The sequence below is a fragment of the Amycolatopsis tucumanensis genome, from assembly GCF_021654135.1.
Taxonomy (GTDB): domain Bacteria; phylum Actinomycetota; class Actinomycetes; order Mycobacteriales; family Pseudonocardiaceae; genus Amycolatopsis_E; species Amycolatopsis_E tucumanensis.
In genome coordinates this window covers 13281-24206 of record NZ_JAKGSD010000086.1, presented here as the reverse complement: position 1 = coordinate 24206, position 10926 = coordinate 13281, and the positions used below count along the sequence as shown (strand labels likewise).

At 71.2% G+C, this 10926-nt stretch carries 12 protein-coding genes; 6 read left to right on the top strand and 6 right to left on the bottom strand.

The annotated features are described in order from the left end of the window. Positions 1-102 precede the first annotated feature (102 nt). The 5 genes from L2C96_RS42015 to L2C96_RS41995 all read right to left on the bottom strand — a co-directional run bounded on the left by L2C96_RS42015 (position 103) and on the right by L2C96_RS41995 (position 4640). Positions 103-1302: an MFS transporter gene (locus L2C96_RS42015; RefSeq protein WP_237340046.1), complete on the bottom strand. Its 1200-nt coding sequence runs from the start codon at positions 1300-1302 to the stop codon at positions 103-105. Between the two features lie 76 nt (positions 1303-1378). Beyond that, complete coding sequence (locus L2C96_RS42010; protein ID WP_020422853.1) at positions 1379-1993, bottom strand: TetR/AcrR family transcriptional regulator; 615 nt, start codon at positions 1991-1993, stop codon at positions 1379-1381. A 22-nt stretch (positions 1994-2015) separates the two neighbouring features. Next, a complete protein-coding gene (gene paaK, locus L2C96_RS42005; protein WP_020422852.1) occupies positions 2016-3362 on the bottom strand; it encodes a phenylacetate--CoA ligase PaaK in 1347 nt (448 codons plus the stop codon). A 13-nt stretch (positions 3363-3375) separates the two neighbouring features. Continuing rightward, on the bottom strand, positions 3376-3759 hold the full coding sequence (gene paaI, locus L2C96_RS42000; protein ID WP_020422851.1) for a hydroxyphenylacetyl-CoA thioesterase PaaI: 384 nt from the start codon (positions 3757-3759) through the stop codon (positions 3376-3378). A gap of 89 nt (positions 3760-3848) precedes the next feature. After that, positions 3849-4640, bottom strand: coding sequence for an enoyl-CoA hydratase/isomerase family protein (locus L2C96_RS41995; RefSeq protein ID WP_237340045.1), 792 nt, complete (start codon positions 4638-4640; stop codon positions 3849-3851). An 82-nt stretch (positions 4641-4722) separates the two neighbouring features. Between L2C96_RS41995 and paaZ the strand changes: the two genes are divergently transcribed. The 6 genes from paaZ to paaE are packed head-to-tail and all read left to right on the top strand — an operon-like array spanning position 4723 to position 10433. Continuing rightward, a complete protein-coding gene (paaZ, locus tag L2C96_RS41990; RefSeq protein ID WP_237340048.1) occupies positions 4723-6747 on the top strand; it encodes a phenylacetic acid degradation bifunctional protein PaaZ in 2025 nt (674 codons plus the stop codon). After that, positions 6744-7688, top strand: coding sequence for a 1,2-phenylacetyl-CoA epoxidase subunit PaaA (paaA, locus tag L2C96_RS41985; protein ID WP_020422848.1), 945 nt, complete (start codon positions 6744-6746; stop codon positions 7686-7688). The genes paaZ and paaA overlap by 4 nt, the downstream gene beginning before the upstream one ends. Next, complete coding sequence (paaB, locus tag L2C96_RS41980; protein ID WP_017984160.1) at positions 7685-7972, top strand: 1,2-phenylacetyl-CoA epoxidase subunit PaaB; 288 nt, start codon at positions 7685-7687, stop codon at positions 7970-7972. Before paaA ends, paaB begins: the two co-directional genes overlap by 4 nt. Before the next feature lie 7 nt (positions 7973-7979). Continuing rightward, a complete protein-coding gene (gene paaC / locus L2C96_RS41975; protein ID WP_237340047.1) occupies positions 7980-8864 on the top strand; it encodes a 1,2-phenylacetyl-CoA epoxidase subunit PaaC in 885 nt (294 codons plus the stop codon). Further along, positions 8858-9349, top strand: a complete 492-nt coding sequence (paaD, locus tag L2C96_RS41970; RefSeq protein WP_237340044.1) for a 1,2-phenylacetyl-CoA epoxidase subunit PaaD — start codon at positions 8858-8860, stop codon at positions 9347-9349. The genes paaC and paaD overlap by 7 nt, the downstream gene beginning before the upstream one ends. 1 nt (position 9350) lies before the next feature. Next, the gene (paaE, locus tag L2C96_RS41965; protein WP_237340043.1) at positions 9351-10433 is read left to right on the top strand and encodes a 1,2-phenylacetyl-CoA epoxidase subunit PaaE; all 1083 of its coding nucleotides are present in this window, start codon (positions 9351-9353) and stop codon (positions 10431-10433) included. On the opposite strand, the gene L2C96_RS41960 is transcribed toward paaE, so the two are convergent. Continuing rightward, positions 10411-10629, bottom strand: coding sequence for a hypothetical protein (locus L2C96_RS41960; protein ID WP_237340042.1), 219 nt, complete (start codon positions 10627-10629; stop codon positions 10411-10413). The two genes, paaE and L2C96_RS41960, sit on opposite strands and share 23 nt — an antisense overlap. Positions 10630-10926 lie beyond the last annotated feature (297 nt).

The following is a 10926-nucleotide window of genomic DNA, read 5'->3' as shown; positions in this document are numbered from 1 at the left end:
GCGACTGAAACACACTCAGGGAGAGGGGGCGGGGGTGGTCGGAAGGTGACCTTTCTGGCGCCCGCAAGGCGCACCGCCCAAAGGGCGGACTCCCCGCCAGTGTCAGGCGACGGGATGACCACCCAGCTTCGCTTGTGTCGCTTGGCGCGCCGTCGACACCGCCCAAACCCCCAACCCGACCAACGGCAGCACCGCGCCGAACAAGCTCGGCCCAGCCCAGCCGAACGCGTCGTACAGACTCCCCGCCACTGCCGACGCCACCGCGCCTCCGACGAAGATCGTCGTCATGAACACCGTGTTGATGCGGGCCCGCGCCTCCGCCCGCAGGCCGTAGATCTCCCGCTGCGAAAGCACCTGGTGGCCCTGCACCGCGAGGTCGAGCACCACCCCGGCCAGCGCCAGCACCACGACCGATCCCGCGCCCAGCCACGCCACGACCATCGCCACCGCGGCCAGGGCCAGCGCGATTCCACTGCCGATTCCGCCGTGCCCACGGTCGCCCAAGCGCCCTGCCAACGGGGCCGCCGCCGCGCCGGCCGCGCCCACCAGCGCGAACACCCCCACCTCGGTCTGCGTGAGCCCGTGCCGCCCGACCAGTTCGAACGCCACCGACGTCCAGAACGCGGAAAACGCCCCGAACATCAACGCCTGGCACACCGCCCGGCGCCGCAACGCGGGTTCCTCCCGGGCCAGCGTGAGGATCGACCGCATCAACCGGGCATAGCCCTCGTCGTGCGAGGGGCGGCGGTGGGGGAGCATCCGGCGCGCCGCGACCGCCACCACCAGCATCAGCACCGCCGACACGAAGTAGATCGTGCGCCACCCGAACGCCCCGGCGACCAGGCTGGACAACGTCCGCGCCAGCAGGATCCCCAGCAGCAGACCGGTCATCACCGTGCCGACGAACCGGCCGCGCTGCTCCTCCGGCGCGAGGTGCGCGGCGAACGGGATGAGGATCTGCGCCACCACCGACGTCACGCCGATCAGCACCGACGCGGCCAGGAACACCCCGAACACCGGCGCCACGGCCGCGACCACCAGCGCGAGCGCGGTGAACACCAGCGTGCGCGACGCCAGCGCCCGGTTCTCCACCAGGTCCCCCAGCGGCAGCAGCAACGCGAGCCCGGCCGCGTAACCCAGCTGCGTCAACGTCACGACGAGCGCCGCGCTGCCCTGGCTCACGCCGAACGCCGTCGCGATCTCGGCCAGCAGCGGCTGCGCGTAGTACAGGTTCGCGACCGTGGCGCCGCAGGAGAACGCGAGCACCACCATGATCAGCCGCAGGTTGCGGATTTCCGGCATGACAGTGCGGACACCACGCACGGCCAGTGCATTCCCGGTGTGAGACCGTTCACCCGGGAAACCCGGCAAACGAGTCCTAAGCGGACCGCACCCGCAGCCCGTCGAAGGCCACCGCCGCCACCGTCTCCGCCAGCTCGTCGCCGCTCTGCCCGCCGCGCGGCCGGTACCACTCGATCAGCGAGTTGACCATGCCGAACAACAGGCGCGCCGCGGTCGGCGGGTCGATGTCCGGCCGCAGGTCGCCCTCGTCGACGGCCTTGGTGACCAGTTCGGACACGATGTGGTCGAACTCACGACGACGGGCCAGCGCGTCCCGCTCCACCTTGGTGTTGCCGCGCACCCGCAGCAGCAGCGTCACGAACGGCAGCCGGTCCACCAGCACCCGGACACTGCCGCGCACCAGGTACTCCAGCCGGTCGACCGCGCGCCCGTCGACCGAATCCAGCTCGGCCACGATCTCGAACAGCCCGTCCAGCGCCCGGTTCACCGCCAGCCGCAACAACTCCTGCTTGCTCGGCACGTGGTGGTAGATGGCGGACTTCGTGATGCCCAGCTTGCGCGACAGGTCCTCCATGCTGGTGCCGTCGTAGCCGCGCTCGTTGAACAGCTTGACCGCGACCGCGAGCAGGGACTCCAGGTCGTAGCCCGGCCTGCCACGCCGGGCGGGCCGGGCCGGAGGTGCGGTCGTCATGACCCCAGTATCCCAAGAGGTCTCAGGCCGGCGGGCGCTGGTCGATCACACGGCGCAGTTTGCCCATCGACCGTTCCAGCGTGTCCGGGTCGAGCACCTCCACGCCGACGCTGATCCCCACGCCGTCCTTGACCCGCGCCGCGATCTCCGACGCCGCCGACACCCGGCGCTCGGCCGCGGTGTCGTGCCGGGCCTCCACCAGCACCGTGAGGTGGTCCATCCGGTCCTTTTTGGTCAGCTTCAGCTGGAAGTGCGGCGCCAGGCCCTCGGTCGCCAGCACGATCTCCTCGATCTGCGTCGGGAACACGTTGACGCCACGCAGGATGATCATGTCGTCGCTGCGGCCGGTGACCTTGTCCATGCGCCGGAACGCCGGTCGCGCGGTGCCGGGGCGCAGCGCGGTCAGGTCCCGCGTGCGGTACCGGATGACCGGCATGGCCTGCTTGGTGAGCGAGGTGAACAGCAGCTCACCCGTCTCGCCCTCGGGCAGCACGTTCCCCTCGACCGGGTCGACCACCTCGGGGTAGAAGTGGTCCTCCCAGATGTGCAGGCCGTCCTTGGTTTCCACGCACTCCTGCGCCACACCCGGCCCCATCACCTCGGACAGGCCGTAGATGTCCACGGCGTGCAGGTCCATCCGCTGCTCGATCTCGCGGCGCATCTGCTCGGTCCAGGGTTCGGCGCCGAAGATGCCCACCCGCAGCGAGGACTTCGCCGGGTCCAGGCCCTGGCGCTCGAACTCGTCCAGCAGCGTCAGCATGTACGACGGGGTCACCATGATGACCTCGGGCTGGAAGTCGGTGATGATCTGCACCTGCCGCGCGGTCATGCCGCCGGACGCGGGGATCGCGGTGCAGCCCAGCTTCTCCACGCCGTAGTGCGCGCCGAGCCCGCCGGTGAACAGGCCGTAGCCGTAGGCCACGTGCACCTTGTGCCCCGGCCGCCCGCCCGCCGCGTAGATCGAGCGGGCCATCACCGTCGCCCAGGTGTCGATGTCGGCCTCGGTGTAGCCGACCACGGTCGGCTTGCCGGTGGTGCCGCTGGAGGCGTGGATGCGGCGCACCTGCTCCTGGGGCACGGCGAACATGCCGAACGGGTAGTTGTCCCGCAGGTCGTGCTTGGTGGTGCAGGGGAACTTCGCCAGGTCCGACAACTCGCGGCAGTCGTCCGGGTGCACCCCGGCCTCGTCGAACTTGCGGCGGTAGAACGGCACGTTCTCGTAGGCGTGCCGCAGTGTCCACTGCAGACGTTCCAGCTGGGTGGCGCGCAGCTCGTCGACGCTCATCCGCTCGGCGGCGGTCAGGTCGTCCGGCGCCGGCGCGGTGCCGAGGCGCTTCGCGTGAGGCACGTCGCTGTGCATGGTCGTCATGGGGGCCGGCTCCTCAGTTCTTCCCGATCGTGCGGCTGCGGCCGCGGAATTCGGCGATCACTTCGCGCCCGGCGCCGGTCTCCCGGTGCACCGTGACGTCGTAGATGCCGTTGCGCCCGTAACGCGTGCGTTCCTCGGCCGTGGCGACCAGGCGGTCGCCGAGGCGGGCGCTGGCGACGAACGAGATCTCGGCGCCCGCCGCGACCGTCACCGGGCCGTGGCTGTTGCACGCGCAGGCGAACGTCGTGTCGGCCAGCAGGAAGATGTAGCCGCCGTGGGCGATCGCGTGCCCGTTCACCATCTGCTCGGTGACCGTCATGCGGGCGACCGCCCGGCCGGCGTCGGCTTCGACGAGTTCGATGCCGAGCGACTTCGACGCGACGTCGTCGGCGAACATCGCCTGCGCGGCTTGGGACACGGCGGCACTGCCTTCCGTCGTTACTGACCGAATGGACGGTTAATAATGTGCGTCCGGCCTCGGCACTGTCAAGACCCCTGGAACACCGGCTTCGACTTGCTCAGGAAGGCCTCGACGGCGCCGCGGTGGTCGTCGGTGAGCCCCAGTCGCGCCTGCGCTTCGCCTTCCAGCCGCAGAACTTCCGGCAACGGCGCGCCCCAGGACGCGGCGAGCGCGCGCTTGGCCTCCGCGTAGGCGCGCGTGGGGCCCGCGGCCAGGCGGGCGGCCAGGTCGGCGGCGGTGGCGGCCACCTCGTCGGCGGGCACGACGCGCCCCGCGATGCCCCACTCCGCGGCCTGCGCGGCGGTGAAGGTCTCGCCGAGCAGGACGAGTTCGCTCGCCCTGGCCGCGCCGACGGCCCGTGCGAGGCTGGCGGACAGGCCGGAGTCGCAGGTCAGGCCGATGCCGGTGAACGCGGTGCCGAACTTCGCGGCGTCCGCGGTGACCCGCAGGTCGCAGGCGAGCGCGAACCCGAGCCCGGCGCCGACGCACGTCCCGTTGACGGCCGCGACCACCGGTTTCGGCATGGTCGCCAGCGTGGTGACGATGGGGTTGTAGTGCTCGTCGATGGTGGCGAACGCGGTGGCCGGGTCGGCGCGCAGCGCGTCGGCGTGCTCGGCCAGGTCCTGACCCACGCAGAACGCCCGGCCGGCGCCGGTGAGCACGACGGCGCGGACCGTCTCGTCGGAGGCGACGAGCTCGAGCGCGTCCCGCAGCTCGGTCTTCAGTTCGCCGGTGAGGGCGGGCCGGAGCATCGTCACCGTGGCCACTGCGCCTTCGCGGGAAACGGAAACAACGTCACTGGTGCTTTCGTCAGCCATGCCGAGACGCTACCATGACTTCCTGAACGTTCGGTTGGTTAATCCGGGGAAGCGAGGAACGATGGCCCAGCAGTCGACGAGGATGCTGCGCAGCTACGTCAGCGGCGGCTGGCGGACCGGGGAGGGCGAGGGGGCGCCCCTGCACGACGCGGTCACCGGCGCCGAAGTCGCACGGATCTCCTCCGCCGGCATCGACATGGCCGCCGCGCTCGACCACGGCCGCCGCGTCGGCGGACCGGCCCTGCGCGAGCTGACCTTCCACCAGCGGGCCGCGCTGCTCAAGGCCGTGGCCTCCCACCTGCGCGAGCACCGCGACGAACTGTACGAGCTGTCCGCGAAGACGGGCGCCACACTCGGCGACTCCAAGTTCGACGTCGACGGCGGCATCGGCGTGCTGTTCGCCTACTCCGGCAAGGGCAAGCGCGAGCTGCCCAACGACACCGTCTACGTCGACGGCAACGTGGAGCCGCTGAGCAAGGGCGGCACGTTCCTCGGCCAGCACATCGCCACCCCGCTGCGGGGTGTCGCGGTGCAGATCAACGCCTTCAACTTCCCGGTGTGGGGCCCGCTGGAGAAGTTCGCCCCGGCGTTCCTCGCGGGCGTGCCGAGCCTGGTGAAGCCGGCCAGCCAGACCGCGTACCTGACCGAGCGGGTCGTCGAGCTGATCATCGAATCCGGCCTGATCCCCGAGGGCACGCTGCAGCTGATCTCCGGCAGCGCCGGCGACCTGCTGGACCACCTCACCGAGCAGGACCTGGTGTCGTTCACCGGGTCGGCGTCGACCGCGCAGAAGCTGCGCACCCACCCGGTGATCGTGCGCCAGGCCGTTCGCTTCAACGCCGAGGCCGACTCGCTGAACTGCTCGATCCTCGGCCCGGACGCCAAGCCCGGTACGGCCGAGTTCGACCTCTACGTCAAGCAGCTGGTCACCGAGATGACCGTCAAGGCGGGCCAGAAGTGCACAGCGATCCGCCGCGCCTTCGTGCCTGCCGAGCTGCTCGACGACGTGGCCGAGGCCGCCGCCGAGCGCCTGGCGAAGGTCAAGATCGGCAACCCGGCCGCCGAAGGTGTCCGCATGGGCGCGCTGGCCAGCCTGGAGCAGCGCGAGGAGGTCCGCCGCTCGCTCAAGGCGCTGCAGGACGCCTCCAGCGTCGTGTTCGGCGACCCGGAGCGGGTCGAGGTGGTCGACGCCGACGCCGAGCGCGGCGCGTTCATCTCGCCGGTGCTGCTCAAGGGCGACGCCGACCGCGCCGAGCCGCACGAGGTCGAGGCCTTCGGCCCGGTCTCCACGCTGATGCCCTACACCTCGGTCGAGCAGGTCATCGGCTACGCCGCCCGCGGCCAGGGCAGCCTCGCCGGGTCGGTCGTGACCGGCGACGCGCAGTTCGCCCGCGAGGTCGTGCTGGGCGTGGCGCCGTGGCACGGCCGCCTGCTGGTGCTCGACGCCGACGACGCGAAGGAGTCGACCGGCCACGGTTCGCCGATGCCGGGCCTGGTGCACGGCGGCCCGGGCCGCGCCGGCGGCGGCGAAGAGATGGGCGGCATCCGCGGCGTGCTGCACCACATGCAGCGCACCGCCGTGCAGGGCAGCCCGAAGGTGCTGTCCGCGGTCACCGGCCGCTGGGTGGAGGGCGCGCCGCGCAACACCGAGGACGTGCACCCGTTCCGCAAGTCGTTGGCAGAGCTGAAGATCGGCGACAGCGTGGTGGCTGGGCCACGCACCGTGACCCAGGAGGACGTGGACCACTTCGCCGAGTTCACCGGCGACACGTTCTACGCCCACACCGACCCCGAAGCGGCGGCCGCGAACCCGCTGTTCGGCGGCATCGTGGCGCACGGCTACCTGGTCGTGTCGTTCGCCGCCGGCCTGTTCGTCTCGCCCGAGCCGGGGCCGGTGCTGGCCAACTACGGCCTGGAGAACCTGCGGTTCCTGACCCCGGTCAAGCCCGGCGACGAGCTGACCGTGACGCTGACCGCCAAGCAGATCACCCCGCGCGAGAACGCCGACTACGGCGAGGTGCGCTGGGACGCCGACGTGACCAACTCCGCGGGCGAGTCCGTCGCCAAGTACGACGTGCTCACCCTGGTGGCCAAGGAGAACCGATGACTGCCATCCTTGACGAGAAGGACCTCGAACGGCACTTCGAGCACACCATCGAAAAGGACCAGCGGATCGAGCCGCGGGACTGGGTGCCGGAGGGCTACCGCAAGACGATGATCCGGCAGATCGCGCAGCACGCGCACTCCGAGATCATTGGCATGCAGCCGGAGGGCAACTGGATCACCCGCGCCCCGTCGTTGCGGCGCAAGGCGATCCTGCTGGCGAAGGTGCAGGACGAGGCCGGGCACGGGCTGTACCTGTACTCGGCGGCGGAGACGCTGGGCGCCGACCGCGCGGACCTGACCGAGAAGCTGATCAGCGGCAGGCAGAAGTACTCGTCGATCTTCAACTACCCGACGCTGACGTTCGCCGACGTGGGCGCGATCGGCTGGCTCGTCGACGGCGCCGCGATCTGCAACCAGGTGCCGCTGTGCCGGTCCTCCTACGGGCCGTACGCCAGGGCGATGATCCGGATCTGCAAGGAGGAGTCGTTCCACCAGCGGCAGGGCTACGAGCTGCTGATGACGATGATGAAGGGCACGCAGGCGCAGCGCGACATGGTGCAGGACGCGGTGAACCGGTTCTGGTGGCCGTCGCTGATGATGTTCGGCCCGCCGGACGCCGAATCGGCCAACACCGCGCAGTCGATGGCGTGGAAGATCAAGCGGCACACCAACGACGAGCTGCGCCAGCGGTTCGTCGACATGACCGTGCCGCAGGCCGAGGCGCTCGGCGTGACCCTGCCGGACCCGGACCTCAAGTGGAACCCCGAGCGCGGGCACTACGACTTCGGCCAGGTCGACTGGGACGAGATGAAGCAGGTCGTCGCGGGCAACGGCCCGTGCAACACCGAGCGGCTGGCGCGGCGGCGGCAGGCGCACGAAGACGGCGCGTGGGTCCGCGAGGCCGCGGCCGCGCACGCGCGCAAGATGGCGGAGGCGAAGTGAGCAAGAGCGAGTGGCCGCTGTACGAGGTGTTCGTGCGCGGCAAGCGAGGCCTCAACCACGTGCACGTCGGGTCGCTGCGCGCGGCCGACGACCAGATGGCCCTGCACAACGCGCGTGACCTGTACACGCGGCGCAACGAGGGCGTCAGCATCTGGGTGGTCAAGGCCGCCGACATCACCGCGTCCTCGCCGGACGAGAAGGACCCGTTCTTCGCGCCGTCGGGCGACAAGGTGTACCGGCACCCGACGTTCTACGACATCCCCGACAACGTTCCCCACATGTGAGCTGATGATGTCCTTTGACAACGCCTACGAGGCTTTGATCGACGCTCACGACGACTCGCGGTGGGCGTTCGGCACCGGGTTCGAGGACCCGCTCGCCGGGGTCGACACCTCGGTGCCGTCCGGTGTGGACGGTGCGGACCTGGCGCGGTACTGCCTGATGCTGGGCGACGACGCGCTGGTGTTCTCGCACCGGCTGCAGCAGTGGTGCACCCGCGCGCCCGAGCTGGAGGACGAGGTCGCGATCGCCAACATCGGCCTCGACCTGCTCGGCCAGGCGCGGCTGTTGCTGGCCCGCGCGGGCAAGGCCGATGGTTCAGACCGCGGCGAGGACGACTACGCGTTCTTCCGCGACGAGCACGAGTTCCGCAACGTCCGGCTCGCCGAGCTGGAGCGCGGCGACTTCGGGCAGCTCATCGCGGTGCTGCTGGTGTTCTCGACCTGGCGGCTGGCGTTGTTCCAGCGGCTGCGGTCGTCGGTGGACCCGGTGCTCGCCGCGATCGCCGACAAGGGCGTCAAGGAGCTGACCTACCACCGCGACTACGCCGCCCAGTGGGCCGTGCGGCTCGGCGACGGCACCGCGTTCTCGCACGAGCGGATGCAGGCCGGGCTGGACGGGATCTGGCCGTTCGTGGACGAGCTGTTCGTGCCCCACGAGACCGAGTCGCGGCTGGCCGCGGCGGGTGTCGCGGTCGACCCGGCCTCGGTGCGCGCGGAGTTCGACGACGTGCTGGCGCAGGTGTTCGCCGCCGGTTCCCTGGCTCGCCCGGAGAGCGCGGGCAAGGCCGGGGTCAACGGGCAGACCGGCCGGGGTGGCCGGCACACCGAGGCGATGGGCTACCTGCTGGCCGAGCTGCAGAGCGTCGCCCGCGCCCATCCGGAGGCGACATGGTGAGCGCCCGCGCCGTCGCGGAGACCGTCCGCGACCCCGAGCTGCCCATGCTGACGCTGGCCGACCTCGGCGTGCTGCGCGAAGTGTCCGAACAGGACGGTGCGGTGACGGTGTCGATCACGCCCACCTACACCGGGTGCCCGGCGATGGACACCATGCGCGACGACCTGGTGCACGCGCTGCAAGGCGCCGGGTACTCGCGCGTCGAGGTCCGCACGGTGCTGCAGCCGGCCTGGAGCACCGACTGGATCAGCGAGCGGGGCCGCCGGGCGCTGGCCGAGGCGGGTATCGCGCCGCCGGGCAGCGCGCCGCGGCGGCCGTCCGGGCCGATCCCGCTGACGCTGAGCCCGCCGGCGCGCCGGGTGTCCTGCCCGCGGTGCGGGTCGGCGGACACCGAGCTGGTGTCGGAGTTCGGGGCCACCGCCTGCAAGTCGTTGCTGCGCTGCCGGTCCTGCGACGAACCCTTCGAGCACGTCAAGGAGATCTGAGGTGACCGCGAGCACCAAATCGAGGCTGCGGGGCGACTTCCACACGCTGACCGTGGCCGAGGTGACGCCCCTGTGCGACGACGCCGTCGCGGTCACCTTCGACGTGCCGGAGGAGCTGGCGGACGCCTACGCGTTCCGGGCTGGGCAGTCGCTGACGCTGCGGCGGACGATCGACGGGCGCGAGGAGCGCCGGTCGTACTCGATCTGCTCGCCCGAGGGCAGCAAGCCGCGCATCGGGGTGCGCGAGGTGCCGCACGGGCTGTTCTCGACGTGGCTGGTGCACCAGGTGCGGCCGGGCGACGAGATCGAGGTCGGCACGCCGACCGGGAACTTCACGCCCGACCTGTCGGTGCCGGAGCACCACGTGCTGATCGCGGCCGGCTCGGGCATCACGCCGGTGCTGTCGATCGCCGCGACGGTGCTGCGCGACCCGGCCGCGACGGTCACCGTGCTGTACGGCAACCGCCGCACGGACACCGTGATGTTCGCCGACGAGCTGGCCGACCTGAAGGACCGCTACCCGGACCGGCTGGAGCTGGTGCACGTGCTGTCCCGGGAGCCGCGCGAGGCGGAGCTGTTCACCGGGCGGCTCGACGGTGAGAAGCTGTCGGCGTTGCTGGCGTTGTTCCCGGACGTGTCGGCGGTCGGGCACTGGTGGCTGTGCGGGCCGTTCGGGATGGTCACGGTGGCGCAAGAACGGTTGCGTGCCGCCGGAGTGCCGTCGTCGCGGATCCACCAGGAACTGTTCTATGTGGACGACGTGCCGCCGGAGCCGGTGCGGCACGAGGAGAAGCCGCTCGACGGGGTCGTCACCCAGGCGACGATCATCCTCGACGGCCGCGCCACGACGGTCGCCGTGCCGCGGGACGTGCCGGTGCTGGACAGTGCTCAGCGCGTGCGGCCGGACCTGCCGTTCGCGTGCAAGGGCGGGGTGTGCGGCACGTGCCGGGCGAAGGTGACCGCCGGTGCCGTGGACATGCGCCGCAACTTCGCGCTCGAGGAGGGCGAGGTCGCCGACGGGTTCGTGCTGACCTGCCAGTCGCTGCCGGTGTCCGACGCGCTCACGGTCGACTTCGACGTGTGATGGGCACCGCCTTCGCCGCGGCGGCGAGCGATCCCGCCGCGGCGAAGGCGAGCACGAGGGCCAGAACGCCGGACAACCACACGGACATGGCGAGCGCCAGGTAGACCTGCACCGCCGCGGTCACCGCGAACACCGCCGTCAGGACAAGCCAGACCGGACGGTCGGTGACCGGAGTCTTGGACTGGCCCAAACCCACTGCGAAACCCCTCCCGCGATCTTCCAGATACCCCTGGTATCGCCGAGCGGCCCGCCCGGGTTACCGCTGGGCACGATCCGTGACGTTGTCAACATTTGCCAGTTGGCTCCTGCCCGCGGCGGGCTTGCTGTGCGGAGTGGCGCGTTGCTTGGACTGGTGCGTTGCCTGAAGTGGCGCGTTGCTCGGCGTGGCCAGCCTGCAGCCCGTGTGGGCCACCCGCTGCCCGCACCGACCTGCCGCCACCCGGCGGCCAGTCCGCCGCTGCACGGGCTGACGCACCGCGCCCACCGGCAACCG

What these genes read in the sequence shown, in the direction of transcription:
- L2C96_RS42015 (WP_237340046.1), bottom strand. Translation starts at nt 1,302, where the DNA reads ATGCCGGAAATCCGCAACCTGCGGCTGATCATGGTGGTGCTCGCGTTC.
- L2C96_RS42010 (WP_020422853.1), bottom strand. Translation starts at nt 1,993, where the DNA reads ATGACGACCGCACCTCCGGCCCGGCCCGCCCGGCGTGGCAGGCCGGGC.
- paaK (WP_020422852.1), bottom strand. Translation starts at nt 3,362, where the DNA reads ATGACGACCATGCACAGCGACGTGCCTCACGCGAAGCGCCTCGGCACC.
- paaI (WP_020422851.1), bottom strand. Translation starts at nt 3,759, where the DNA reads ATGTTCGCCGACGACGTCGCGTCGAAGTCGCTCGGCATCGAACTCGTC.
- L2C96_RS41995 (WP_237340045.1), bottom strand. Translation starts at nt 4,640, where the DNA reads ATGGCTGACGAAAGCACCAGTGACGTTGTTTCCGTTTCCCGCGAAGGC.
- paaZ (WP_237340048.1), top strand. Translation starts at nt 4,723, where the DNA reads ATGCTGCGCAGCTACGTCAGCGGCGGCTGGCGGACCGGGGAGGGCGAG.
- paaA (WP_020422848.1), top strand. Translation starts at nt 6,744, where the DNA reads ATGACTGCCATCCTTGACGAGAAGGACCTCGAACGGCACTTCGAGCAC.
- paaC (WP_237340047.1), top strand. Translation starts at nt 7,980, where the DNA reads ATGTCCTTTGACAACGCCTACGAGGCTTTGATCGACGCTCACGACGAC.
- paaD (WP_237340044.1), top strand. Translation starts at nt 8,858, where the DNA reads ATGGTGAGCGCCCGCGCCGTCGCGGAGACCGTCCGCGACCCCGAGCTG.